Here is a 25,049-nt window from a genome sequence, read left to right on the forward strand (position 1 = left end):
GAGATAACGGAAGCGTGCGGATCGCCGCTGTTTTGAGTGGAGTTCGGGTCAGGTGCGGTTGCGGGAGCGTTCCAGGCGAAAGCGCCTGCTGCGGCTGAGATGGATCGCCGCCACGGTCGCGCCCTGGGCGCTGGCCTCTGGCCTGCTTGTCTCATTCACGGCATCGGCCGGCCAGAACTACGGGCCCGACGCCCTGCCCTATTCGCTGGTTCAGCGCGCCGTTCCAGCCGCCGATTCGGAACTCGAGGAAGGTCCCTCGATGCTGATCGCGGCCTCCGCCTTCCGGCTGCCGGGGCTGTCGCTGTCCTCGGCGATCCGGCAGGCGCATCTCTCGTTCGACGACCCTGAACGCCGCATCACGATCGATCCGCGCCAGCCACGCGAGGACATGAAGCGCTCGGCCAGCGCCTTCCCCGAGGTCGACCGCAGCGCCAAGGGCGACCCGCTGCCGGGCCTGCGACCGAGCCTGACGCAGGCGCCTCCGCGTGAACTGGAACGCGTCGTCTTCGGCGACAACCAGCCCGGCCTGATCTCGGGCGGGTTTTCGCTCGACGCCCAGCGCGAGGCCGAAGCCGTCACCGGGCCACAGACCGGCTTCGAGCCCTATGCCAACGAAGAAGGGCTGACCGATCCGGCGCTGTCGGACGCCTCGCCGAGTTCACCCAAGGCGATCATCATTTCGCCGCGCCAGGGCGAACTGCATCTGGAAAGCATCGACGGCTCGACGCCGTCCGTTTCAACGGCGACCGCCCGCGCCTCGGCGACGCCGACGGTGAATTACAATGTAGCAACGCTCGCCCCGCCGGCGACGCCAGCCCATGTCGCGCCCGCCAGCCCCAATCTCGTCGCGCGCGCGACCGCGCCGGCGACCTCGGCCATCCGCAAGGTCGATCCCGGCCCGCAGCAAAGCTATATCGGGCTGATCGCTCCCGGCGACATGGCGCGCCAGCAGCGCTGCCTGGCGGAAGCGGTCTATTTCGAGGCGCGCTCGGAATCGAACGAAGGCCGCGCCGCCGTGGCGCAGGTGGTGCTGAACCGGGTCAAGAGCGGGCTTTATCCCGATAGCGTCTGCGGCGTCGTCTACCAGAACAGCAACCGGCATCTCGCCTGCCAGTTCACCTTCACCTGCGAAGGCAAGTCGCTGCGCATCACCGAGCCCGGCCCCTGGCGCGACGCGGTCCGCCTCGCCCGCGAGGTTTATGACGGCACGACCTACATGCCCGAAGTCGGCGGCTCGACGCACTACCACGCGAACTATGTCCGGCCGTACTGGGCCAAGAAGCTGAAGAAGATGGACACGATCGGCCAGCATGTCTTCTACAAGCTGCGGCCGGGGCAGACGTGAAACGGCGCGCGTAGCTCGAACGATCAAAGTGGCTGCAGCTGCAATTTGGCGAGCTATGGGCCGCGCTCGAGTTCGGTGGCCATAAGTTCGCATATTTCGACGACGGTGGCGTGGTCGCAAATCATTTGAGGATGAAGCCGCACAGGCCTACCATCTTGGGGCCGGTTTCCAAAAGCGTGCATCATCATCGGGTCAAACCGACCCAGCGTCTGCATCTCGACGATTAGCCTACCAGCCACGATATAATCTCGCTGCTGTAGCGCTGCCGCGTGCTCGAGGTCTATCTGTCTGTATCGCTGTTCATCCTCAGGCCCCAAGGTACGCGGGGGTATATAGAGTGGTATGCGATGCGCGAATGCGTCACGGTAGTTCTTCAAGTATGCGAACCAATCATCCGCTCGCTGTAGGCGATCCCGGAATTCCTCACTGAGAGACGCTCTAATCGACCGGTTCTGAGGTGCTAGGCCGATATGCGCGTCCGGGATAGGAGCCCCGTTCTCGTCAGCAAATCCTCGCTCCAAGCACCAGATGCGGGCAAGATTGTCCATGACACCGGTGACATGCATCACGAAGGCCTGCAGCAGTACGGCTGCCTCGATTAGAGCCGCCCGTCCTGGTTGGGCCTCTTGGACGGGTAGCACATTGAACACTCGATCTAAGCACAACTCTATCGTTGCAAGCCGCCGCGTTACTCCTTGCGCGACATACTGACGGCCTTCATCGCTTTGAAGGGGCAACAAAAGTAACCGTTCCCGGACTAACGCCTCACGAAGCCGATAGTCACGCAGCATCTGCGCCATGTTCTGCACGACTTCATTAGTGTACGCCACGGCGCAGCCCTCTTAGGGATATTGTCACCTCCCGCACTCGCTCTATGTTTGCCCTGCAGCCGCCAGATGGCGCAGCTCTACCGTCTCGATCATCGCCCAGGCGAACAGCTCGCGCATCTCGGTCACGTCGTTCAACCTGAGGATGCAGCGGCCTTGAAGGCGTTGTAAAGCGGCGCTCGGAACCTCCCCCGGACGATCGCATTTGGCCAAGTACAGCCCTCATCCTGAGGAGGCGCGAAGCGGCGTCTCGAAGGATGCTCCAGAAGGCGCTTCTTGAGTGAACTGGAGCATCCTTCGAGACGGCGCGTGCCGCGCCTCCTCAGGATGAGGGCTGAGAGCGTCAGGCACCCACCCCTCTCAATTCCCCTTCGGCTGCGTGAAGAGCGTCCAGTTGCCGCGCCAGAGGCCGAGCTTCTTCTCGCGCGCCACGGCGAGATAGGGCTCGTAGCGCACGGCGTTCGCGTCGAGCGGCCGTGCCCAACCTAGTTCGATCAGCATGAAGGCGAGATCGCGATCGCTCCAGGACGAAGGGCCGGGTGCGCCCAGCGAGCACAGCGCGGTCATCTCGTCCTGGCCGAGCGAACGACGCGGCCGGCAGGACAGGCTCTTGCCGGCGAGCAGATTATGCAGCGCGGCACGCGCCTGCAGGCCGCACGCCCAGCGCGCGCCGGCTTCGTCGATGCAGGTGTCGCTGCCGCCGGGTCCTTCGACGCCTTCCAGCCGAACCTTGCTTGTTCCACGCAGGAGCGTGATGCCGTCGACTGATACGAACGGCGCGACGAGATCGAAGGCCGGCAGGGCCGAGAGATCGTTGCCGCGCTTGTCCAGGACCTCGGCCAGCACCGCCCGCTCGGTGCGGGCCTCGACCTTTCTGAACGGTTCGGCGGGTGCGGATTTCGTCTGCTGGGGCGCGGCCGGACGACGGCTCTCGATCGCCCAGGCGAGCAGCACCACGCCGGCGACGAGAGCGGCGGCGGCAAGGGCCACGATCGCCCTGACGACCGGGCGGGTCCAGTTCACGGCCTTGAACCAGCGCCCGACCGGCCCTGCTGCGATCGGGGGGCGGGCGGGCACAGGCTTTTCGACCTGCTCCGGCTGCCGAGGACGCAGATAAGGAGGAAGCGGCTTACCCAAATATCCTGCTCCGGCCCTTTGGTCAGCGACGGCGTCGGACATCTGCGCCTCCGGCAAGATTACGCGTTCCGCGAAGCCGGGCCAACGCATGCCCGCAACCTTCTCCCGCGCCACCTGTCCTGACCATGACGGCTCCTATCGCGACAACGCGATCATTTCTAGCACTCCACGGTGAACAGCTTCTTGGCGAGTCCGGCGCATCGGCCGCATGAGCGGAAACCACCAGTCGATCGCTACAATTGCCATGATCATCTTTACGCCGTCTCAATCTGCGTGAACGCGCGCAGCGCACGCGGCATGGTTAATTTTACCTTGTTTTGGCGTTTACCTTGCGTTCATCACCCGGGACTGGCTTCTTCAATTCCACAAGCGGCGCGGTGACGCCACAGGGCAGGTTGGATTTGGACATGATGAGCAAGATCGTTTCGCTTTCGGCATTCACTGCTTCGGCCTTTTCGGCGGTCCTGCTGTTGGGCGCACAGGGCGCACAGGCCGGCGGCTGCTACGGCTCCTCCTGCCGCCCCGCACCCTGCCAGGGTTCGTCCTGCTATAATCTGGTCCAGACGCCGCCGGTCTATGGCACGGTCAACGAGACCTATCTCGCCCGCCCGGCCCAGAGCCAGGCCCGCGTCATTCCCGCCGAATACGACTACCAGACGGAAACGGTGATGGTTCACCCGGCCCGCCAGATCCCGCATCACCGCCCGGCGCAGTATTCGACCGTCTCCGAAAAGGTGATGATCTCGGCCGGCGGCAAGCGCTGGGAAGTGACCACCGACGCCTATGGCCGCACCACCGGCTGCTGGGTCTACACGCCGGCCCAGTACGGGTATCAGCAGCGCACGGTCCAGATTTCGGCAGCGAGCGTCGATTACGAGACGATCCCCGCCGTCTACACGCAGCGGCAGCGCCAGGTGATGGTGCGCCCGACGCAGGTCGTGCACGACACGATCCCGGCCGTCTACGAGACGCGCCAGCGTTCGGTGCTGGTGAGCCCCGGCTCGCAGCGCTGGGCCCGCACCGGCTACTGAGTTTCACCAACGAGTTTCTACGCAGACCCTTTGACTACGGAAAATAGACCACTTCAAACCCCGGCTCGCGCCGGGGTTTTTTTCTGGGCTCGAGCCCAGAAAATTGGTCGCTGCGGCGGACGATCGGAAGGCCGGATTTTTCAAAAGTCGAAACGCGGCGTCGTTCCGGGCGCTGCGCAGCGGAGAGCCGGAATCCATCATAAAGCTGCGACTGCGCCTTACGATGGATTCCGGATCGGCGCCGCTGCGCGGCTTGCCTGGAATGACGGAGAGGTTTGGGAGAAGCGGCCGGTGTCTAGCTCAAGCCGCCGTTGATCGCGGCCAGTACGCCGACGCCGACGACGAAAGCGATCATGCGGGCAGGCATGCCGACCAGCGCACCGGGCGAGGCCCGCGTGGCAAGGCCGGCGAGAAGCTCGATCACGCCGAGCCCCAGCAGCACAAAGATGAAAGGCGGGAAGCTCGCGGACGCCGCGACCAGGCCCGCCTTGAAGACGAAAGCCACGATGGCGCCGAGCGCGCCACCGAGGATGACGAAGAGAATTTCGATCCGCGAAAAGCGCATCTGGATGCCCGGCTCAGCGCCGACGGAAGTTCTGGTTGCGCGGCGGACCGCCGGGCGCGGGGCCGGCTGTCTTCTGGCGGAAATTGATGCGGCCGCGATCGAGATCGTAAGGCGACATCTCCACGACCACGCGGTCGCCCGCGATGGTGCGGATGCGGTTCTTCTTCATCTTGCCGGCCGCATAGGCCAGGATCACGTGCTCGTTGTCGAGCTTCACCCGGTAGTTGCCGTCCGGCAGGACTTCGACCACCGTGCCGTCGAATTCGAGCAGTTCTTCTTTAGCCATTCGTTCGTCCTTCGTGTGCCCGGACCATGATCAGGAAAAGTGGGACGCGGTTTTCCGTCAAATCATGGTCCAAATACAATAGCCGAAGCGGATTCACGTCAAAGATCGCATTCGATCTTTGACGATCCGGCTCGGGCGCGTGGAGCGGGCGCGGCCCTTGGCCCTGCCCTGCTCCAGCTCTGGCGTCTCGCGCGTCAGTTTGCGCGCCGCCGGGCGCCGTTGGTGCGTTGTTGCCCTGTTCTTTGCTGCAAGAACGCGACGCCGCCAAGCCCTTCCTTGGCGGAACCACCGTCTTTTCGCGGGGGCTGCTGCTCGCTGCGCTGCGGCCTGTCGTTGCGCGGCGCATCAGTGCGGGGCGCCTCGGAGCGCTGGCCAGCGGCATGCGCAGGCTTTCCCGCATGCGAAGAATTTCCGGCATGAGAAGGCTTGACGCCCTGGCGCTGGCCAGACGGCCTGCCATGATCGCGTCCGCCGCCGCCATTGTTCTGACCGCTGCGTCCGCCACGGCCCTGGTTCTGGGGCGGCTTCTTCGGGGTGCGGCCGTCCCAATAGGGGACGTCGCCGACCGGGGTCAGCTCGATGCGGGTCAGCTTCTCGATCGCGGCGAGGTCGCCGCGCTCTTCTGGCGTGCAGAAGGCGATCGCGACGCCGGACGCGCCGGCGCGCGCGGTGCGGCCGATGCGGTGGACATAGGTCTCGGAGACGTTGGGCAGGTCGAAATTGACGACATGGCTGATGCCGTCGACATCGATGCCGCGCGCGGCGATGTCGGTGGCGACCAGGATGCGCAGATCGCCGTCACGGAACGCGCCAAGCGCGCGCTCGCGCTGGCCCTGGCTCTTGTTGCCGTGGATCGCGGCGGATTTGATGCCGGCGATCTCAAGCTGGCGGACCACCTTGTCGGCGCCGTGCTTGGTGCGGGTGAAGACGATGGCGCGCTCCATCTCGGGCACGCTCAGGGTCCTCGCCAGCAACGCCGGCTTGTCGCCGGGATTGGTGAAGATGACGCGCTGGTCGACCTTCTCGGCGGTGGTCGCCACCGGGGTGACGGCAACCTCGACCGGATCGGTGAGATAGGCCGAGGCGATCTCGCGGATCGGCTTGGGCATCGTCGCCGAGAATAGCAGCGTCTGGCGCTTGGCCGGGATCAGCGTGGCGATGCGGCGCAGCGCATGGACGAAGCCGAGATCGAGCATCTGGTCGGCTTCGTCGAGGACGAGATATTCGATCTCGCGCAGCGAGACTGCGCGCTGGTCAACGAGATCAAGCAGGCGGCCGGGCGTCGCAACGAGGATGTCGACATGCTGCCCGAGCGCGCGGATCTGCTTGCCGACGGGGACGCCGCCGAACACGACGGTCGACTTGACGGTGGTGAAATTGGCGTAGGCGCGGATCGAGGTCTCGATCTGGGCTGCAAGTTCACGCGTCGGCGAGAGGATCAGCGCGCGCACCGAGCGCGGCTGCATGCGGCGCGGCTGGTTGAGCAGGCGGTGTAGCAGCGGCAGCGCGAAGGCGGCCGTCTTGCCGGTGCCGGTCTGGGCGGCGCCGAGAAGGTCGCGTCCGGCGAGGATCGGGGGGATCGCCTGGGCCTGGATCGGCGTGGGCGTGGTGTAACCTTCGGCGCTCAAAGCCTTGAGCAGCTGCTCGGCGAGGCCGAGGTCGGTGAATTGAGTCAAAACAGGTCTTTCTGGACGCCGCGACGCAAGGGGCACATGTGGGTATCGGCTGTGCCGCCGGATTGCGCCCGGCCATGAGTATTTGCTCTTTCCTGCCGGCGAACCGCTATGCCACAGCGCCGGAAGGTGTCGTTTGCGAACCGGGTGGATGGAAACACCCACCCGGTCGTCATCGTTTCAGTCTCAGGCGACGGAGAGATTGCCGGCCGAAGACTTGCCGGTCTTGCGATCGGCGACCATCTCGTAGGAGACGACCTGGCCTTCGACCAGCTCACGCAGGCCGGCGCGCTCGACGGCGCTGATGTGGACGAAGATGTCCTGTCCGCCGTTCTCAGGCGTGATGAAACCATAGCCCTTGGTGGCGTTGAACCACTTGACGGTGCCCTTATCCATGGAAGGTAGTCCTTACGTTTCAGATCCGCGTATTCGATGAGACCCAGTGCTCGACGCGCGGACGCCTCGCTCTGGTCTTGTAGCGATGAGTGGTGGATCTGAATCGTGCCCGCCGACCGGGTGAGCCCGCGCGGAGGAATGGCCAGAACCCGGCCGCATCTCGTCTTACATGGGATGGGCTAGCACAATTTGCAACGTGGGTCCAGCAGCGCGGCTCCCTTCGGTCGGCATGGACGTTTGGCACGCCGTCGCCCGCACGGCGGCAGACTTTGAAGAATTCAGCGATTTGATACTTTGCGCTGTTCCAAGGCGTCGAAACTGATCGTCAGGCGCGTTCCGGTTGCTTCGGCAAACCGCTTCAGCGTCCGGGTCGATGGCATCACCCGGCCACTTTCCAGACGCGCGACGACGGCCTGCGTCGTGCCCATGCGCGCTGCAACATCCTCTTGAGTCATTGCGGCGCCCGCGCGGGCCTTGATCAGCGCGTCGGCCAATGTGAACTCTTCATCGAGCGCATCGAAGGCCGCGACGAAATCGGGTTTCTCGAACCAATCCTTCGCCGCCTCTTCGACAGGAATGAACTTCCGGCTCATTGAACCTCCCTTGCCCGCTTCAGGGCGATCTCGATTTCGCGGCGGGGCGTTTTCTGGGTCTTCTTCCCGAAAACACGCACGACGACGACGCGCTGCCCGACGGCGGTGACATAAGCCGCACGGGCGATACCGTCCCTGCCCTTCATCCGCATTTCCCAGACCGGACCTTCGAGGTGCTTGACATAGGGCTCGCGCACACTCGGCAAACCGTTGGCTGCGATCAGGCGGGAGATGCGCAGGAAACTTGCTATGATATCGGCGGGCAGCGTCTCAAGTTCGGCACGGACGTCGCTGTTCAAGAACTCGACCGACCATGCCATGGTCGGAAATATACCTTTTTTGCAATGAACTCACAAGTGCCGCCATCAGCGGTACGATGAAACGCTCCTTTTGCTGAAGGAGCAGCTATTCCGCCAACGCGTATCGTCGGCGTCGAAGCCGATGGTGGTGAGCGTGCGCGGCACGGGCTCAGACTCCCAGCGCGACGATGAAGGCTTCGAGTTCGGCGTTGAAGCGCGAGGCATGCTCGAAATAGACCGAATGCCCGGCGTCCGGAACGAGCACGAAGCGTCCATTGGGCGCTTGAGCCGCGACAGCCTCCAGCCCGCAGGCGGGAACGACGAGATCGTCCGCACCCGACAGAAACAACACCGGGCAGTCGAGCCGGGACAGTTCCGCCGGCGAGTGACGGCGCGAGGCCCCAAGCCGCCAGCGGAGCGCGACTTTGTCCAGCCCCGCATTCAGCTGATCGATCGCCTTGTAGAGTTCGTGCAAAGCCGGCGAGCGGGCCGCGAACGCTTCGCCACAGGCGGGATGGATGCCGGCCTCAGCCCAGCGTGGCATCGCCGCATCGGCACGCGCCTGCCAATTCGCGAGCGGAGCTGCGATGTCACGCTCGCTCTTGCGAAAATCGAGCATGCCGGTGGTGCAGGCCATCATCAACCCCGCCACCTTGCCCGGGTTGTCGAGCGCGTAGCCCAGGCAGCTCCAGCCGCCCATGGATTGCGCCACAAGGACAGGGCGATCCAGCCCAAGATGACCGATCAACGCGGCAAGGTCCCCGGCGTAATCGTCGGGGTCCGGTCCACCGGCGACCGCGTCGGACGGCGAGAAACCGCGATGAGCGAAGCTGACGCAGGTATGGCAACGCCCGAAATGCGCGACCTGCTGCCACCAGGACAGATGATTGCCGCCGAGGCCATGCGCGAAGACGATCGGCGGCCCTGAGCCCGTCATCTCGTAATAGAGCCTGCCGAAAGAGCGGTCGAGATAACCCGAAATCGTGTGCATGGCCGAATGCTAGCCCGGAGGGGCCGTCACGGCCAATGTCCGCCGGTCAATGATGGGCCACGCGGAACGCGGCTCACCCTTCCTTCGCCCGCACGGCCCCCAGCGCCGCCTGCGCCGCCGCAAGCCTTGCGATCGGCACGCGGAAAGGCGAGCACGAGACGTAATCGAGCCCGACGCTCTCGCAGAAGCCGATCGAGGCCGGGTCGCCGCCATGCTCGCCGCAGATGCCGAGCTTGATGTCGGGCCGTGCCTTGCGGCCGCGCTCGGCTGCGAGCCTGACGAGTTCGCCGACGCCCTCCTGATCGATGGTGACGAAGGGGTCGTTGGCGAGGATGCCCTTGGTCGTATAGGAGCCCAGGAACGAGCCGGCGTCGTCGCGGCTGATGCCGAGCGTCGTCTGCGTCAGATCGTTGGTGCCGAAGGAGAAGAACTCGGCGCTTCCGGCGATCTCTTCGGCGCGCAGGCAGGCGCGCGGCAGTTCGATCATGGTGCCGACCTGATAGGTCAGCTCGACCTTGCTCTCGGCCATCACGGCCTTGGCCATCGCGTCGATGCGCGCCTTGACCAGATCGAACTCCGGCACGCCCATGACGAGCGGGATCATCACCTCGGGCATGACCGGCTTAGCCGTTTCCTTCGCGGCGATCACAGCCGCCTCGAAGATGGCGCGGGCCTGCATCTCGGCGATCTCGGGATAGGCGATGGCCAGCCGCACGCCGCGGAAGCCGAGCATCGGGTTGAACTCGTGCAGTTCGGCGGCGCGGTGCTTCAGCGCCTCGGGCGTCACGCCGAGCGCGCGCGCCACCGAAGCCACCTCGGCCTCGCCATGCGGCAGGAATTCGTGCAGCGGCGGGTCGAGCAGGCGGATCGTCACCGGCAGGCCCTGCATGATCGTGAACAGCGAGACGAAATCCTGCCGCTGCATCGGCAGGAGCTTGGCGAGCGCGGCGCGACGGCCGGCATCGTCATGGGCGAGGATCATCTCGCGCATCGGCTGGATGCGGTCCTCGTCGAAGAACATGTGCTCGGTACGGCAAAGCCCGATGCCCTCCGCGCCGAAATCGCGCGCGGTGCGGGCGTCCTCGGGCGTCTCGGCATTGGCGCGGACCTTCAGGCGGCGGACCTTGTCGGCCCAGCCCATCAGCGTGCCGAATTCGCCCGATAGCTCCGGCTTCTGCATCTTGACCTCGCCGAGCAGGACCTGGCCCGCCGCGCCGTCGATGGTGATGAAATCGCCGGCCTTCAAGACGGTCTGGCCGACCGTCAGCGTGCCCTTGGCATAGTCGACACGGATCTGGCCGGCGCCGGAAACGCAGGGCTTGCCCATGCCGCGCGCGACCACCGCCGCGTGCGAGGTCATACCGCCGCGAGTCGTGAGAATTCCCTCGGCGGCGTGCATGCCGTGGATGTCTTCCGGCGAGGTCTCGATGCGCACGAGGATGACCTTGCGACCGGCCTTCCTGGCATTCTCGGCATCGTCGGAATTGAACACGATCTCGCCGGCGGCCGCGCCCGGCGAGGCCGGCAGGCCGGTCGTCAGGATGCGGCGCTCCGCCTTGGGGTCGATCATCGGGTGCAGCAACTGGTCGAGCGCGCCGGGCTCGATGCGGCCGACGGCCTCCGCCTCGTCGATCAGCCCCTCCTTGGCGAGTTCGACCGCGATGCGCAAAGCGGCCTTGGCCGTGCGCTTGCCGGAGCGGGTCTGCAGCATCCAGAGCTTGCCCTCCTGGATGGTGAACTCCATGTCCTGCATGTCGCGGTAGTGCTTCTCCAGGATGCCGTAGATACGGCAGAGCTCGGCATAGGCGTCGGGCATCTCCTTTTCCATCGAGGGCTTGTCGGAGCCGGCTTCCTTGCGGGCGGCCTCGGTGATGTCCTGCGGCGTGCGGATGCCGGCGACGACATCCTCGCCCTGGGCGTTGATCAGGAACTCGCCATAGAGCGCGTTCTCGCCGGTCGAGGGATTGCGGGTGAAGGCGACGCCGGTCGCGGAGGTTTCGCCCATGTTGCCGAACACCATCGACTGGACGTTGACGGCGGTGCCCCAGGCGGCAGGAATGCCGTTGAGCTCGCGATATTTGATCGCGCGCGCGTTCATCCAGGAGGAGAACACCGCGCCGACCGCGCCCCAGAGCTGGGCTTGCGGCTCCTGTGGAAATTCGGAACCGAGCGCCTTCCTGACGATGTCCTTGTACTTGCCGACCAGCAGCTTCCAGTCATCGGCCGAAAGATCGGTGTCGAGATGCAGGCCCTTACGCTCCTTGTAGTCCTCCAGCGCCTCCTCGAACGCACCATGATCGACGTCGAGCACGACGTTGGAATACATGGTGATGAAGCGGCGATAGCTGTCCCAGGCGAAGCGGGCGTCGCCCGAAGCCGTGGCGACGGCCTCGACGGTGACGTCGTTCAGGCCGAGGTTGAGCACCGTGTCCATCATGCCCGGCATCGAGGCGCGCGCGCCCGAGCGGACCGAGACCAGCAGCGGGTTGGCGGGGTCGCCGAAGACCTTGCCGGTCAGCTTGGCCATGCCGTCGAGCGCGGCCTTGGCCTGGCCTTCGAGCTCGGGCGGGAAGTTCTTGCCGTTGTCGTAATACCAGGTGCAGACCTCGGTGGTGATGGTGAAGCCGGGCGGCACGGGCAAGCCGAGATTGCTCATCTCGGCCAGGTTCGCGCCCTTGCCGCCGAGCAGGTTCTTCATCCCCGCCTCGCCCTCGGCCCTGCCATCGCCAAAGGTGTAGACCCACTTCGCGCCAGCCATCAGAACAGCCTCTTCACGGATTTGCCCGGGCAGACGAACGCGCCGGCAATCGAATGGTTTCGCTCGCGCGCCAGTCAGGCCGGGCGCGCCGTGGTCATGCCGAAAACCGGCTGAACAATCAATGAGCGGGTGTCTGTGTCGACGCCTTGTTTCCGCCGAGGTTCAAGAGCAATTCTCCGGCCATGCGCTGAATATCCGCCTCTCCATCCACCGCGCCACGTCATTCCGACGTGGGTCGGCGGCTGCGTGGAGAGAAGATATGTCGCGTCATTCCCTGCCCATCGTGATTTACCCCTCGCTGGCGGCCCGCCGGCTGCTGGGCCCCGGCATCGACGATGCGGCTGGCATCGCCTTGCGGACCTTGCTGAAGGAACGGCGTTCGCTGGAGATCGCGCATCAGCAGATCGTCTACCGCTCGCATCACCTGGCCTTCTCGTCGCGGATCGGGACGCAAGGCGATCTGATCCTCGTGCTCGACATCGGTGATCCGAAGCTGGCTGAACGGGTGGTGCTGGAGGACGATCTGCGCCGGAAACGGAAAGATCCGACGCCGAGGCGCTAGGCTGTCAGGGGCGCTGGCCGCGCGCGCCGCGCGGCCAGCGCAGCGGCCACTTGACGATGTGCGACGGCAGGTCCTCGTCGTCGACCTCTTCTTCGCTGACGGAGACGCGGCCCTTCACCGAGACGCCGGCCTCGACCACCGTTTGCGGATCGCCCGAGACCAGCGGGTGCCACCAGGCGAGGTTGCGGCCTTCCGCGACGAGCCGGTAGGCGCAGGTCGGCGGCAGCCAGCGCAAACTGCGCACGATATCGGGCGTCAGCGTGACGCAATCGGGCACGATCGTCGAACGGCCGGGGTAGTTGCGGCAGCGGCAGGAGCCCGCATCGAACAGGCGACAGCCGACATCGGTCGCGAGGATTTCGCCGGTGTCGTCATCCTCGAGCTTGATCAGGCAGCAGCGGCCGCAACCGTCGCAGAGCGATTCCCACTGCTCCCGGCTCATCGCTTCGAGCGTCGTCGTGCGCCAGAAAGGGGCGGTCGAAGCAGGATTTTGGGTCATGGAGCGCTTATGCGCCGTCGCGCCGCGCTAGGGAAGCCGGCGCATGCGCGCATCCGCGAGACGTCGCCGCCGGTAGAGCAAGCTGCGACACTGTGCGGCAACGGGACGAGGGGGCCGGCCCGGAATCTGCTCACGATGTCGCGCGGCCGGTCACACGCCCTTTCACAGGCGCAAAACGGCACATATCTGTCCGCTGCTGCGGATTTTGTTGCCAAGACGATCTTGTCGCGGCAGGAATTTGGCGGCGGCTCTAGTTGGGGTCCGGGACGGCGATGGAATTCAGGAAGGCAGGCTGGGGGACACGTCTGAAGCGCTTCGCGCTCGGCGTCGACTCATGGGTCGATGCCGGCCTGTGGGGTGCCGCTCGCAAGGCCGGCGAGGTCTATGAGCGCATCCGCAGCTTCGCCGACCGTTTCACCGTCACCGGCGGCAAGCGTCTCGCGGCGGAGTTCGCCAGCGAAGGGCTGAACATCGGCATCGTCGCGGCCTTCCTGATGCTGGCGCTGGCGATCCCCTCCTTCCGCGAGGGGCGCGAGGAAGGGCTGAAGAACCAGGTCTTCGCCGTGACCTTCCTCGATCGCTATGGCTCCGAGATCGGCCATCGCGGGGCGCGCCACGACGACTCCCTGAAGCTCGAGGAAATGCCGGACCACCTGATCAAGGCGGTGCTGGCGACGGAAGACCGGCGCTTCTACGACCATTTCGGCATCGACGTCTTCGGCACGCTGCGGGCCGTCACCGTCAATGCGCGCGCCTCGGGCGTCGTGCAGGGCGGCTCGTCGCTGACCCAGCAGCTCGCCAAGAACCTGTTCCTGAGCAATGAGCGCTCGCTCGACCGCAAGATCAAGGAAGCGTTCCTGGCGCTCTGGCTGGAATATCGCCTGACCAAGAACGAGATCCTGAAGCTCTATCTCGACCGCGCCTATATGGGCGGCGGCACCTTCGGCGTCGCGGCCGCCGCCGAATATTATTTCGGCAAGTCGGTGAAAGACGTTTCGCTGGCCGAGGCGGCGATGCTGGCCGGGCTGTTCAAGGCGCCGACGAAATATGCGCCGCATGTCAACCTGCCGGCCGCCCGCGCACGCGCCGGCGACGTGCTCAACGCCATGGTCGATGCCGGCTTCCTGACGGCCGGGCAGATCGACAGCGCCAAGCGCAACCCGGCGACGCCGATCGACCGGCGGCGCGACGCCAGCCCGGATTATTATCTCGACTGGGCCTTCGACGAGATCAAGAAGCTCGCCGATGACGGCAAGATCGGCTCCGATCGGGTATTGACGGTGAAGACGCCGCATGACCCCGCGATCCAGGACAAGGCCGACGAGGCGATCGAGATGGTGCTGCGCCAGCACGGCGCAGCCTACCGCGCCAGGCAGGCGGCGACCGTGATCATGGACCCCGACGGCGCGGTGCGCGCCATGGTCGGCGGACGCGACTACGGCGCAAGCCAGTTCAACCGCGCGACGTCGAGCCAGAGACAGCCGGGCTCCTCGTTCAAGCCCTACGTCTATGCGGCGGCGCTGTCGGCGGGGCTCTACCGGCCCAACACCATCGTCACCGACCGGCCGGTCTGCATCGGCAACTGGTGCCCCAACAATTACGGGCGCTCCTATGCCGGCTCGATGCCGCTGACGGTCGCGCTCGCCAAGTCGATCAATACGATCCCCGTGCAGATGTCGATCGCGATCGGCAAGGCGGCCGGCGAGAGCCACGAGGCGCGCGCCGCCCGGATCGGCCGCAACAAAATCGTCGAGACCGCCCATGCGATGGGCCTGACCACGCCTCTCGCCGACACCGTCTCGCTGCCGATCGGCGCAGCCGAGGTCACGGTGATCGACCAGGCGGCGGGCTATTCGGTCTTCGCCAATGGTGGCAAGCGCGCAAAGCCCTATGCGGCGGTCGAAATCCGCAACTCCCAGGGCGACGATATCTACCGCCACGACCGCGATGAGCCGGCGCCGCTTCAGGTGCTGAGCACGCAGGTCGCGCAGGACATGAACTTCATGCTGTCGAAGGTGCCGACCGAAGGCACGGGTCGGAAGGCCGCACTCGACGGCGTCGTCACCGCCGGCAAGACCGGCACCACGAATGGCTACAAGGACGCCTGGTATGTCGGCTATTCCGGCAATCTCGTCGGCGCGGTCTGGTTCGGCAACGACGATTCATCCGAGACCGCCAACATGACCGGCGGCTCGCTGCCGGCGATCCTGTGGAAGGAAATCATGCAGTTCGCCCATCAGGGGCTGGAGCTGAAGCCGATCCCGGGCGTCACGCCGGCGACCGACCCCAAGGGGACGCCGGTCGCCAGGGCGAGTGCGCCGACCGCGGCCGCGACACCCGCTCCAGCTCCCACCGGGCCTGGCGCCGGCCACATGCCGCGCCAGTCCTTCGAGGTGTTGTCGGCGGTGGGCTCGATGTTCAAGACGATCGAACCGCAGCGCGCATCGCGGCCCTCGATCCAGGTCGGCATCCGCGAGGTCACGCCCGGCGGCCGCGAAACCCGCATCCGCTAGAGCGGCCATCGCAGGTTGACGCGAAGCGCGCCGCTGGTTCAACTCGCGCCGCCGGCAGCGCCAGAACCGGCACGGAAACCCACCACTTTGCGTGTCCTCGATCTGTCCTATGTGATCGCCGTCGGCGCCGGGCTCGGGCTGGCCTCGGCGCAGCTTGCCGTCGCAGGCCGCCCCCTGCTCGGCATGGTGCCGATCGGAGCATGGGACGCCTGGCCGCGCGGCGGCGGGCGCGATGTCGACCCCTATATGCGCGCTTACCTCGCACGCGGCGTGCACCTGCCGCTGGGCGCCGGAGAAGGCCTCGAACTGATCGCGACCCGCGACGACCGCGGCCAGGCTCTCGACGGACGCTGCCGCTACCTGGTGACCGGCGCGACGCCGACGACGCGCGGCTGGACGCTCAGCGTCAGCGACCCTGCCGGCGAGCCGTTGCGCCTGCCGCTCGTGCGCAGCGGCTTCAGCGACGAGGAGATCATTCGCGACGAAGCCGGCGCGATGCGGATCGTGGCGGCTTCGGACGCACAGACCGGCAACTGGCTGCCTATACCCGATAGCGGGCGTTTCCAGCTGAGGCTGCGGCTCTACGATACGCCGATCTCAAGCCAGGCCGGCGAATTGCGCCCCGGCATCCTGCCTGCGATCATGCGGCTCGATTGCCGATGAGCGCGCTCGACCAGGCTCCGGAGCGGGATATCGCCCCTCCCTCTCCCGCTGCCCCAGTCGCCGCACCGCCGCGGATAAGCTGGGGCTCGCGTCTGGCGCGCGCGCTGCGCCGCTTCGCACTGGGCACGCTCGCCGGGCTGGTTCTCGCCGGGATCGTCCATATCGTGGCGGTCCTGCTCATCCCCGTGCTGTCGGAGCGCGACGCCACCAGCGCCTATCTCGCGCTAGGCGCCAACGGGCGGGCGGAACTGATCTCCGGGCCCGGCGCGGCAAGCGGCCTGCCGGCGCTGCGCGAGGCCGATCCGGCGGCCGTGACCGCCGTCTGCGGCTATGATCTCAGCGCCGGCCCGGTCCGTGTCGTCGCCCGCGCCGGCACCTTGCCGCTTGGCCTGACGCTGCACCGCCGTGGCGGCGGCGTGCTCTACGCGATCACCGATCGCGCCGCGATCCGGGGCGTGGTCGAGTTCCTGGTGATGACCGAGGAGCAGCGCGACGAGCGCATCGCCCGCGACGAGGAAGGCGAGACCTCGCGCGAACTTCGCGTCGTCTCGGACACGCAGCAGGGGCTGATCGTCGCCCGCGTGCTGGCGCGGCGTCCATCCGATCGCGCCGATGCCGAGGCGCTCGCCACCGGCGTCGCCTGCGAACTGGCCGACTGATCAGCCCTTGTAGACGACGGGCGGCCGCTCGCCGCTCGCGGGTTCGCGCGACCTTGCACCCTCGCCGAACACGCCGATCAGCGGCAGCTTGCACATCGGCCCGGCCTCGGCCTCCAGCGCCATGATGGCGCGCTCGGCCCGGATCGCCTCGCGCGACGGCATCTCGACAACGAGATTGGCCAGCGCATAGCGGTAGCTTTCGAGCCGAAAGCCGACGCGTTCGCAGACCCAGAGCACGAGGCCCTCGTTCTCGACGACGCGCGCGAAGGCGGGATCGTGCTTTTCCGGCGGCACGAAGGGCGAGCCGTCGACGGCGCGCAGCCGGACACGATCGGCCGCGACGACACGCATGGCGTTGCCGCGAAACGGCGTGATCAGCAGACGGTCGGCATTGGCGTCCTCGGAAAGTCTGCCATAGCGCGAGGCCTGCGAGGCATAGGAGCCGCCGGTCAGGGCGCGGTGATAGTCGGAGATCGCGTTCGACTGCGCCGAGGTCGGCAGGATGCGGGCGTGAGCGAGATCGGACACCTCGCGCTCGAAGAAGTTACGTTCGTGCGCGGGCATGACCAGACGCCAGGCGCGATCGCGCAGCTGCAGTTCGTCATCGGTCATACGGAAGGAGGATGTCGCCTCCCCGCGCGCGGTCGCGGCCCAGAAGCCAGCCTGCGGTGCGATAACGTCGCTCCAGAGATTGGGGCGCGGACGGCCGAGATCACCCGTGCAGGCGCTCGTGGCAAGCCCGGAGAGAACGGCGAGACTCAAGGCGCGACGCGTCTTCGGCCGCGAAGCCCGGGACGTCACGCCGGCTGCCCGGCGGTCTTGACCCGTCCTGCCGCAGGACGCCGACGCCGCGGTGTCGGCGCCTCGGCGGGCTTGACCTCCGGCTGGCGCTCATAGCGCACGCCGGTGAAGAACAGGATCTGCGCAGCCTCGCGCGGCGCGGCTTCCGGCGCGCGGACAACGGCCCTGAGGCGTGGCGCGAAAAGAATGACATCGGACATTTGACGCGCCTCCTTGTTGGCGCCCGGGTTGCGGCGGCAGCAGGGCTGCAAGGCCGCTCGGGGCCAAACCCCGCATCGACGCTTAGGCCCTCCTGATCGCATCAGGCCCCGACATGGTTAACGCCGTGTTAAAGCCTCGGGGATTACTCTGCCGATATCGCCGAAATCTCCGACAGAGTTGCCCTCATGCCATCGCGAATCTCCGCCGAACTCGCCCAACTCGCCCGCGTCGCGCGTGATGGCGGCCTCGACCTCAGCCAGGTCTCGCTGCGGGTGAAGGCGGATCTGCTGATGTCGACGCCGTTGCCGCCGCAGGAGGACCTCGCCGACTTCGCCGAGATGGCGCAGGCGCTGATCCCCTCGATCGATGAAGACACCGCCGTGATCCTGGCGCGCAAGCTCGCCGGCTGGCGTCACGCACCTCGCCTCGTGCTGCAGGCGCTGAAGGCGCGCGGCGGCCCGGTTCTCTCAGCCCTGCTGCGCCATGGCATGCCGATGCCCGAGACGGAGATCGAGCTCCTGGCCGACACCGCGGATGTCGAAATCGCCACGGCCGTCGCCGAGCGTCCGGACCTCACCGCCACGGCCGCTCTGATCCTGGTCGATCGCGACGAGCGGCCGCTCGATCTCGCCCTGATCGCCAATCCCGCCGCTCCCCTTCCACGCGCCGCGCTCGACCAGCTGGTCGAGCGCTCGCGCAGCGACGCCGCCTACGGGCCGGGACTGCTGGCTCGGCGCGACATCGCCAGCACCGAGCTGACGCCGCTTTTCCTGCAGGCCAGCGCCGAGCGACGCACCGCGATCATCGATTCACTGTCGGCGCTCGATGCGCTTTCTCCAGCGGAGCGCCGCCCGACCGTCGCCGAGGATCTGTTTGCAGGCTGGCTCGCCATGGCCAACGACGATCATGAAGGAGCCTTCGGCGCGATCGCCGACCATCTCGGCAGCGGGCCGACGCTTGCCCACGCGCTCTCTGTCGATCGCTCGCGCGATCTGGCGGCGCTGGCGCTGACTTCCGCAGGCGTCAGCGTCGAGGATGCGACGCGCTTCCTGATCCGGCTCGGCGACGAGACCGCCCATTCGGTCGAGCGCATCTTCGCCCTCGTCGCGCTGATGCGCTTCATCAGGCCCACTGTGGCGCAGCGCATCGTGATGCAGGTCGCGGGCGTGAGGGCGCAAAGCGTTGCACGAACGGGCCGTCACATCCCTGCGATGGATCCCAGCAGCACGCCGGTGCGCGCCGGCGCGGCGAGGCCGGAGGCCAAGACTCTGATGTCGGGCGTCATGAGCAAGCTCGGGCTGAAGCGCGAGCAGGGCTAGGCCCGGGGCTAGACCTCGACCAGATCGACCCTCGCATCGCCCTGACGGTTCTCGATCTCGACCAACCAAAGGTCGGGGTCGAAGCGCCGTTCCTTCTCGACCCGCTCCTCGACGGAGCCGGGATCGGCGTCGAGTATCAACTGGAAGCGCCGGCTGCCGGCCTCGTCGGCAAGCGATTGTGGCGCCGGACCGTAAAGCGCCGCCGTGCCGTCGAGGCGGTCGAGCTTGACGAAGATCGCGCCGGCCTCCGGCGAACCGCGTCGCCGGAGCACCGCGACGAGCCCGTCATGGGCGGCCTGGCGCAGATAGGCCGATACCCAGAAATCGCTGGTGAGACGCGGCATCGCTGTACGCGACCGCCGGCCTAGTTCTCGACCGTACGGCGAGCCGAGGCAGATTTGCCGGCCGCGCCGCCGCGAATTTCGGCCGGCGGGCGGATATCGGAGCCGTTGATCAGATCGGCGATCGGATCGCGGGCGGCGGTGCTGCGGGCGACGGGCGCCGGCGCTGCGGGGGCCTGGGTCACCGCCGTGCGCGGAATGCTAGTGACGCCGGCCGGTGGGCGGGTCTGCGCCTCGCGCGCGCCCTGCGACAGATCGCTCGGCCGGGCCGGCGGCATCGGAGCCGACGCAGCCGAAACGGGATTTGCAGGCGCCGTATTGGCAGGCGTGGCGGCGCTGGGATCGGCGCGGCGCTCCGTGGAGCGGACCGGCGGCGTCTGCGTCGTCGCCGAGATGATCGGCGCGGGATGGCGCCCCTTCTGGAACAGCATCGCGTTGACGAGGATCGCGGTCGCAACCGCGCTGAACAGCACGAGCACGACGGCCCGGCCGGGTCGGCGCACGATCACCCGCCCCATGCGTTGCAGCCATGAGGCCTGCCGCCGCGCCGGCGCAGCGCGCCTGACGGGCGCGGACAGGGAAGAACCGGTATGGGCGCGGGCGGCGAGAGTGGCGGACATGCTCGGCTCTGGGTCAGGGTTGGTTTTTGGGTCAGGCGGTCAGGCGGATGGGTTCTTTGGTGTCCATGCCCCGGCGTGGGGCCCGGGCGAAGGTCGCGATCTTGACGGGTTGGGAGGCGGCCGCGACGCCGCCGACCGGCAGCCTGACGGCGACGCGCGTGCCGACGCCCGGTGCGCTCTCGATCGTCAGCTTGCCGCCATGCAGGCCCACGAGCCCGCGCACGACGGACAGGCCAAGGCCGGTGCCCTCATAGGTACGGTCATAGGAGCCCTTGGCCTGGAAGAAGGGGTCGCCCAGTTGAGGCAGGTCGGTCGCGGCGATGCCGATGCCGCTGTCGGAGACCGACAGGTCGATCATGTCGCCGTCACGCACCACGGCCAGCACGACGCGGCCCCCGGCAGGCGTGAATTTCACCGCGTTGGACAGGAGGTTGATCATGACCTGCTTCAGCGCGCGGCGGTCACCGAGAATGGAAGGCAGATCGGGGCCGAGCACGCGCTCCAGCGAAATCCCGCCGGCGTCGGCCTTCAGCGCCATCAGCGCACAGCAATCCTGGGCGACCTCGGCGACATCGACCGGATCCTGCTCGATCGTCATCGCGCCGCTCTCGATCTTGGAGATGTCGAGCAGGGTGTTGACGACGTCGAGCAGGTGATGCCCCGAGGCATGGATGATCGTCGCGTATTCCTGACGCTTGGCGTCATCGAGCCAGTTCTGCGTGTCGGTGACGAGCATCTCGGAAAAACCGATGATGGCGTTGAGCGGAGTGCGCAACTCATGGCTGACAGTCGCCAGGAACTGGCCCTTGACGTCGCTCGCCTTGACCGCCTCGGCGTGGCCGCGCGCCCGCTCCTCGTCGATCGCGTGGCGGGCGGTGATGTCGCGCATCACGCAGACCACGGCAGCGCCGTCGCCAGCGTCGGCATTGGCGATGCGATGGGCGTGCATTTCGAGCCAGAGCGAGATCGGCGCCTGGCCGTCACGCGGCACGAACAGGGTGCGGAAGCAGGCTGTGGCCTCGCCCGCTCCATGGGCGGCGTCACTCAGCGCCTTCAGGAAAAGCGGACGATCGGCGATGTGGACACGATCGAACAGGCCGCGCCCGAACAACTCGCGCGGTTCGGCTCCGGCCAACGCGCGGGCGGCGGCGTTGGCGAAGACGACGGATCCGGCGGCGTCATGCCAGGTGACGAGATCGCCGACATGGTCGAGCAGCAGCTGCGCGCGGGCGTCGGAGGCGCGGTGCTCGCGCAGCTCGACATCGCGGCGACGCAGGAAGCCGACGGCGATCGCCATCGAATGCAGGATCGCGATGGTGACGAATGTCGGCATCAAGCCGGCGGTCCAAAGCGCGGGCTCGGCGAAGGCGCCAAAATGATGCAGAATGATGACGCCGCAGAGCGCGATCGCCGCGATGGCGCTGGCGCGGGAGACATAAGGACGCGAACCGTAGAACATCGCCTCGGCCGGCACGGCCGCCAGCCACAGTAGTAGCGGCGAGGCCGCACCGCCGGTCATGCCCGCCAGCGCGCAGATGAAGAGCGCAAGCGCCGCAGCCGACATGCAATGCGCCAGATCGAGCCGCCCGGTGCGCGAGAGGACGACGACCGCCAGCGGCGGCAGGGCGGCGGCGATCACGACCACCGCTTCGAGCGCCCCGAGCGCGCCACGCCAGGCGAGATAGGCCGGAACCAGCCCGAGCGACACCACCCCGACGGCCAGACGCGTCAGGATGAAGCGCTCCTGGCGCATCCGCTCGAGCGAGTTGGGCAGCACGGAGGCGTGCACCATCGCCGCTACCTGTGTCCTGATCGCCGATTTAGCCATTTCTAACCGCAACGCCTGATCCCTGACGGGCTCTGTCGCCCGTGTTGGAGGCGATCCTCGTCAGCGCGGTTTAAGCGCGACTTAAAGCGCGCCGGGACCGGACCGCGTGGAGACGGGATTAAATCCGAATAAAGCCAATAATTTCATAATCTTACCCGGATTCCGGCGCCGCCCGCACGCTTTCGCCATGTTGGCGGCAGGGTGAACGGAAGCTGAAGATCGCGCGCGGCATTCGATTCAAATGCGGACGATCGGGATGACGCGATCTTTCGGGTTTGCAGTCTATGGTTCCGGTGGGTTCGCAAGAGCCTTGTCCGTAACGGGGATCGAGCATGGCGTATCTTCTGCGCAGCCTGGCGGTGATCGGCGTGATCGCGCTGAATTCGCCCGTGCAGAGCGACAAACCCGCCGAGAGCGGCGCGGCCTCGGCGCTGCACGGCCTGGCGAAATCCGCCACGCAGATCGACGCCCATGGCGCGATGCAGAGCCTTGCGGCCGCGCGCGAAGCCGCCCAGATTCTCGCCAACCTCGACCCCGAGACGCGCCAGCGCATGCTGGCGCTGGCCGTTCCCGCGATCGCCGGCCGGCCCGAAGCACGCGAAATCGTCAAACCGCGCTGAGGCTCAAGCACCGCCGCCTGCGGCACCCCGGCGCTTGACGAAGCAGCGCGACGCGCCGAAGACGCTGAGCCCCGGCCGCTGCAAGTTCCTCCCGCGACGGCCCGCAAGCGGACCGGACATGAGCGCCAGCCTCGACGAGATCATCGCCAATTTCGAACTGCTCGACGAATGGGACGATCGCTATCGCTATCTGATCGAGCTTGGCCGCGATCTCGCGCCACTGCCGGAAGAAGCGCATAACGACGCCAACAAGGTGCGCGGCTGCGCCAGCCAGGTCTGGCTCGACATGACGACCGAAGGCGGCCCGGGCGAGGCGACCATCCTGAACTTCCGCGGCGACAGCGACGCCCATATCGTGCGCGGGCTGGTGGCGCTCGCACTCTCGATCTACTCCGGCCGCTCCGCCAAGGAGATCGTCGCGGCGGACGCATTCGCAATCTATGAGCGGCTCGGGCTCGCCGCGCATCTGACGCCGCAGCGCTCGAACGGCGTGCGCGCCATGATCGACCGGATCAAATCGGACGCGCGCGCCGCCGTGCAGGGCTGACGGTCACACCCCCGCATCCGCCGGCATGATGCCGGCGCGGGCGTCGTCGGCGAGCCAGACCGACGGACGCTTGCTCTTGACGTCCCTGGTCCGGGCGTCGATGCCGTAGTGCCCGACAAGCGCAGCCAGCGCCATCCGAAGCACGATCTTCGCCGAGCGCGCCGGCCAGTGCCGCTCCCGCTCGACATGGTCGAGCCCCTTGAGGAAGCCGCAGACATCGATGGCGAGGCCCGAAAGCTCCGGCCCGAGCCTGTCGCAGGCGAGGCGGACCCGCTGCCGTGCGGCCAGCGCCGAATCCGACGCGCTGGCCGGGTCGCGCCCGCCCGGCCCGCGCGCGCCGGGCGACAGTGACGCATCCCAGTTCATCGTCGTGCGCGGCAGCATCTGGGCCAGCGTCAGATCGGCACGAAAACGCTCTCCGGCAGCGAATTCATCGGCGGAAATCTGCGGCTTGCCGTCCTTGCCATTGCGGCGGTGCAGCCAGAGCAGCGGGCTTTCGCGCTCGTCGCAGAGCACCCGCGTGGCCGTGCCATCGACATGCACGACCCGGCTCGCCAGTTCGCGACCCGGTGCGGCGCCGGCAACCGCGACGAGGCGCTTGCCCTTCCCCAAGCCACTCCAGCAAACCAGGCCGTCGGCGACCAGCGCCTGCGCCGCCGCATCGGGCACATAGCCCGCGCCCAGGCTCGTGCCGCCATGACTGCGGAAGAGCGCGATGCGCCCGCAGCCGAGCGGCGAGACCATCGCGAAAGCGCCCGGCTGGCCGAGATGGCGCAGCAGACGGGCGCGGTCATCGTGAACGGCATCGTCCCCGGTCATGACCGCACCTCGCCGGCAAGCCGGTCGTTCAATGCGACGAGGCCGGCTTCGAGCGCCGACAGGCCGAATTCGAGCGCGGGATCGTCACGCCTGTCCTCGATCAGCTCGCAGGCATGCCGGACCGTGGTGCGATCGCGCCCGAAGCAAATCCCGATGCGGATGAAGGACAGGCCGAAAGCGACATGGGCGAGATACATCGCGGTCTGCCGGGCGCGGGCAGCCTGACGCTTGCCGCGCTGCGCCCGGCGCAGGCTCGCCGCCGGCAGACGCGCCATCGCCGCGACGGCGACCTCGGCAAGGCGGGCCGAGGCGGCGTGAGGCAGCGGATCCTGCCGCTTGCTTTGGGATATGTTCATTGTATGTTCTCTCTCCGATTGGTCGGAGCGGGTCACCGCAACCTGACGTTATAGGTTTATATTCCTATCTCGGGAATAGCAAGGGCAGAAACGCCGCAGTCCTCACCCCCGACTTGTCCCCTCCCCCGGGGCGGCAACCGACGACAGCGCAAACGAAAAGGCCGCCGGCGATGCCGGCGGCCTTTCGGTATGATGCTGGAACCGCCGGCGAAGCCAGGCAGTGCCGCGGCTCAGCGGCGCTTGCGGCGCTGCTGGCCCAGACCCATCTTCTTGGCGAGCTGGGAGCGGGCTTCGGCATAGTTCGGCGCGACCATCGGATAGTCGGGCGGCAGGCCCCACTTCTCGCGATATTGCTCGGGCGACATGTTGTACTGCGTCCGAAGATGGCGCTTCAGCGATTTGAACTTCTTTCCATCTTCAAGGCAGATCAAATAATCGGCAGTGATCGACTTCTTGACCGGGATGGCAGGCTTGGGCGCCTCTGTCGGCAAGACCGGTGCGACGCCGCCAACCACACGACTCAGTGCTGCGTGCACATCGGCGATCAGAGCAGGCAATTCGGACACCGGAACAGAATTGTTCGAGACATAGGCTGAAACAATGTCAGCCGCGAGCTCGATGTAATCCGACCCGTCATTATCAGGCATGGTGGCAGCACTCCTTTATGTGTTCTTGGACCTTGGTCATCCGTGATCGTCCGCGCCCCCCCGGGCGCCCAAGCCTACGCTGACAATGGCTGAAAGCTGGTCAAGAACCTGCAGCCATGGAATCATCCCAAGCGGATCGATCGCTTATTTATG

At 66.9% G+C, this 25,049-nt stretch carries 27 protein-coding genes; 9 read left to right on the forward strand and 18 right to left on the reverse strand.

The window, feature by feature from the left end:
- The first annotated feature begins 52 nt into the window (after positions 1 to 52).
- Positions 53 to 1,345, forward strand: a complete 1,293-nt coding sequence (locus AC1DZY_RS05270; RefSeq protein ID WP_476819024.1) for a cell wall hydrolase — start codon at positions 53 to 55, stop codon at positions 1,343 to 1,345.
- A 1,187-nt stretch (positions 1,346 to 2,532) separates the two neighbouring features.
- On the opposite strand, the gene AC1DZY_RS05275 is transcribed toward AC1DZY_RS05270, so the two are convergent.
- Entirely contained in the window at positions 2,533 to 3,249 is a 717-nt protein-coding gene (locus AC1DZY_RS05275; RefSeq protein WP_476819025.1) for a thermonuclease family protein, read from the reverse strand.
- A gap of 467 nt (positions 3,250 to 3,716) precedes the next feature.
- On the opposite strand from AC1DZY_RS05275, the gene AC1DZY_RS05280 reads away from it, so the two are divergent.
- Positions 3,717 to 4,340, forward strand: coding sequence for a hypothetical protein (locus tag AC1DZY_RS05280; protein ID WP_476819026.1), 624 nt, complete (start codon positions 3,717 to 3,719; stop codon positions 4,338 to 4,340).
- A 295-nt stretch (positions 4,341 to 4,635) separates the two neighbouring features.
- Here AC1DZY_RS05280 and AC1DZY_RS05285 read toward each other — a convergent pair whose 3' ends face one another.
- From AC1DZY_RS05285 to ppdK, 8 genes are all read right to left on the reverse strand, one after another.
- Positions 4,636 to 4,905 (reverse strand): hypothetical protein, encoded by a 270-nt coding sequence (locus tag AC1DZY_RS05285; protein WP_476819027.1) that lies wholly within the window; start codon positions 4,903 to 4,905, stop codon positions 4,636 to 4,638.
- A 13-nt stretch (positions 4,906 to 4,918) separates the two neighbouring features.
- On the reverse strand, positions 4,919 to 5,191 hold the full coding sequence (gene infA, locus AC1DZY_RS05290; RefSeq protein WP_056795444.1) for a translation initiation factor IF-1: 273 nt from the start codon (positions 5,189 to 5,191) through the stop codon (positions 4,919 to 4,921).
- 194 nt (positions 5,192 to 5,385) lie between these two features.
- Positions 5,386 to 6,867, reverse strand: coding sequence for a DEAD/DEAH box helicase (locus tag AC1DZY_RS05295; protein WP_476819028.1), 1,482 nt, complete (start codon positions 6,865 to 6,867; stop codon positions 5,386 to 5,388).
- Positions 6,868 to 7,050: 183 nt separating this feature from the next.
- A complete protein-coding gene (locus AC1DZY_RS05300; protein ID WP_476819029.1) occupies positions 7,051 to 7,260 on the reverse strand; it encodes a cold-shock protein in 210 nt (69 codons plus the stop codon).
- 278 nt (positions 7,261 to 7,538) lie between these two features.
- A complete protein-coding gene (locus tag AC1DZY_RS05305) occupies positions 7,539 to 7,853 on the reverse strand; it encodes a helix-turn-helix domain-containing protein (RefSeq protein ID WP_476819030.1) in 315 nt (104 codons plus the stop codon).
- A complete protein-coding gene (locus AC1DZY_RS05310; RefSeq protein ID WP_476819031.1) occupies positions 7,850 to 8,173 on the reverse strand; it encodes a type II toxin-antitoxin system RelE/ParE family toxin in 324 nt (107 codons plus the stop codon). The genes AC1DZY_RS05305 and AC1DZY_RS05310 overlap by 4 nt, the downstream gene beginning before the upstream one ends.
- Before the next feature lie 148 nt (positions 8,174 to 8,321).
- Positions 8,322 to 9,143, reverse strand: a complete 822-nt coding sequence (locus AC1DZY_RS05315; protein WP_476819032.1) for an alpha/beta fold hydrolase — start codon at positions 9,141 to 9,143, stop codon at positions 8,322 to 8,324.
- A 73-nt stretch (positions 9,144 to 9,216) separates the two neighbouring features.
- Positions 9,217 to 11,901, reverse strand: coding sequence for a pyruvate, phosphate dikinase (gene ppdK, locus AC1DZY_RS05320; RefSeq protein ID WP_476819033.1), 2,685 nt, complete (start codon positions 11,899 to 11,901; stop codon positions 9,217 to 9,219).
- A gap of 259 nt (positions 11,902 to 12,160) precedes the next feature.
- On the opposite strand from ppdK, the gene AC1DZY_RS05325 reads away from it, so the two are divergent.
- Positions 12,161 to 12,463, forward strand: coding sequence for a hypothetical protein (locus AC1DZY_RS05325; RefSeq protein ID WP_476819034.1), 303 nt, complete (start codon positions 12,161 to 12,163; stop codon positions 12,461 to 12,463).
- Between the two features lie 4 nt (positions 12,464 to 12,467).
- Here the strand turns inward: AC1DZY_RS05325 and AC1DZY_RS05330 are convergent, their stop codons facing one another.
- Complete coding sequence (locus AC1DZY_RS05330) at positions 12,468 to 12,962, reverse strand: YcgN family cysteine cluster protein (RefSeq protein ID WP_476819035.1); 495 nt, start codon at positions 12,960 to 12,962, stop codon at positions 12,468 to 12,470.
- Between the two features lie 272 nt (positions 12,963 to 13,234).
- Here AC1DZY_RS05330 and AC1DZY_RS05335 point away from each other — a divergent pair, with 272 nt between their 5' ends.
- The 3 genes from AC1DZY_RS05335 to AC1DZY_RS05345 all read left to right on the forward strand — a co-directional run bounded on the left by AC1DZY_RS05335 (position 13,235) and on the right by AC1DZY_RS05345 (position 16,797).
- Positions 13,235 to 15,475, forward strand: a complete 2,241-nt coding sequence (locus AC1DZY_RS05335; RefSeq protein WP_476819036.1) for a transglycosylase domain-containing protein — start codon at positions 13,235 to 13,237, stop codon at positions 15,473 to 15,475.
- A gap of 87 nt (positions 15,476 to 15,562) precedes the next feature.
- Positions 15,563 to 16,138 carry a DUF1214 domain-containing protein gene (locus AC1DZY_RS05340; RefSeq protein ID WP_476819037.1) on the forward strand — a complete coding sequence of 192 codons (576 nt, stop codon included), beginning with the start codon at positions 15,563 to 15,565 and terminating at the stop codon, positions 16,136 to 16,138.
- A complete protein-coding gene (locus tag AC1DZY_RS05345) occupies positions 16,135 to 16,797 on the forward strand; it encodes a DUF1254 domain-containing protein (protein ID WP_476819038.1) in 663 nt (220 codons plus the stop codon). Before AC1DZY_RS05340 ends, AC1DZY_RS05345 begins: the two co-directional genes overlap by 4 nt.
- Here AC1DZY_RS05345 and AC1DZY_RS05350 read toward each other — a convergent pair whose 3' ends face one another.
- Both AC1DZY_RS05350 and AC1DZY_RS05355 read right to left on the reverse strand, forming a co-directional pair.
- Positions 16,798 to 17,559: a hypothetical protein gene (locus AC1DZY_RS05350; RefSeq protein ID WP_476819039.1), complete on the reverse strand. Its 762-nt coding sequence runs from the start codon at positions 17,557 to 17,559 to the stop codon at positions 16,798 to 16,800.
- Positions 17,560 to 17,594: 35 nt separating this feature from the next.
- Positions 17,595 to 17,798, reverse strand: a complete 204-nt coding sequence (locus AC1DZY_RS05355) for a hypothetical protein (protein ID WP_476819040.1) — start codon at positions 17,796 to 17,798, stop codon at positions 17,595 to 17,597.
- Positions 17,799 to 17,984: 186 nt separating this feature from the next.
- On the opposite strand from AC1DZY_RS05355, the gene AC1DZY_RS05360 reads away from it, so the two are divergent.
- Positions 17,985 to 19,118 (forward strand): DUF2336 domain-containing protein, encoded by a 1,134-nt coding sequence (locus tag AC1DZY_RS05360; protein WP_476819041.1) that lies wholly within the window; start codon positions 17,985 to 17,987, stop codon positions 19,116 to 19,118.
- A gap of 8 nt (positions 19,119 to 19,126) precedes the next feature.
- Here the strand turns inward: AC1DZY_RS05360 and AC1DZY_RS05365 are convergent, their stop codons facing one another.
- From AC1DZY_RS05365 to AC1DZY_RS05375, 3 genes are read right to left on the reverse strand one after another with little or no spacing between them, the layout of a single operon-like run.
- Positions 19,127 to 19,462: a DUF1491 family protein gene (locus AC1DZY_RS05365; protein ID WP_476819042.1), complete on the reverse strand. Its 336-nt coding sequence runs from the start codon at positions 19,460 to 19,462 to the stop codon at positions 19,127 to 19,129.
- A gap of 20 nt (positions 19,463 to 19,482) precedes the next feature.
- Positions 19,483 to 20,079, reverse strand: a complete 597-nt coding sequence (locus tag AC1DZY_RS05370; protein WP_476819043.1) for a hypothetical protein — start codon at positions 20,077 to 20,079, stop codon at positions 19,483 to 19,485.
- 31 nt (positions 20,080 to 20,110) lie between these two features.
- Positions 20,111 to 21,871, reverse strand: a complete 1,761-nt coding sequence (locus tag AC1DZY_RS05375) for a sensor histidine kinase (protein ID WP_476819044.1) — start codon at positions 21,869 to 21,871, stop codon at positions 20,111 to 20,113.
- Positions 21,872 to 22,239: 368 nt separating this feature from the next.
- Between AC1DZY_RS05375 and AC1DZY_RS05380 the strand changes: the two genes are divergently transcribed.
- The gene (locus tag AC1DZY_RS05380; protein WP_476819045.1) at positions 22,240 to 22,527 is read left to right on the forward strand and encodes a hypothetical protein; all 288 of its coding nucleotides are present in this window, start codon (positions 22,240 to 22,242) and stop codon (positions 22,525 to 22,527) included.
- A gap of 118 nt (positions 22,528 to 22,645) precedes the next feature.
- Positions 22,646 to 23,074: a SufE family protein gene (locus AC1DZY_RS05385; RefSeq protein ID WP_476819046.1), complete on the forward strand. Its 429-nt coding sequence runs from the start codon at positions 22,646 to 22,648 to the stop codon at positions 23,072 to 23,074.
- 3 nt (positions 23,075 to 23,077) lie between these two features.
- Here AC1DZY_RS05385 and AC1DZY_RS05390 read toward each other — a convergent pair whose 3' ends face one another.
- From AC1DZY_RS05390 to AC1DZY_RS05400, 3 genes are all read right to left on the reverse strand, one after another.
- Positions 23,078 to 23,893 (reverse strand): DUF6456 domain-containing protein, encoded by an 816-nt coding sequence (locus AC1DZY_RS05390; RefSeq protein WP_476819047.1) that lies wholly within the window; start codon positions 23,891 to 23,893, stop codon positions 23,078 to 23,080.
- On the reverse strand, positions 23,890 to 24,249 hold the full coding sequence (locus AC1DZY_RS05395) for a helix-turn-helix domain-containing protein (RefSeq protein ID WP_476819048.1): 360 nt from the start codon (positions 24,247 to 24,249) through the stop codon (positions 23,890 to 23,892). The genes AC1DZY_RS05390 and AC1DZY_RS05395 overlap by 4 nt, the downstream gene beginning before the upstream one ends.
- Before the next feature lie 230 nt (positions 24,250 to 24,479).
- A complete protein-coding gene (locus AC1DZY_RS05400; protein ID WP_476819049.1) occupies positions 24,480 to 24,896 on the reverse strand; it encodes a Ros/MucR family transcriptional regulator in 417 nt (138 codons plus the stop codon).
- Positions 24,897 to 25,049: the final 153 nt, after the last annotated feature.

The organism is Allobosea sp. P2_A10, assembly GCF_056405115.1.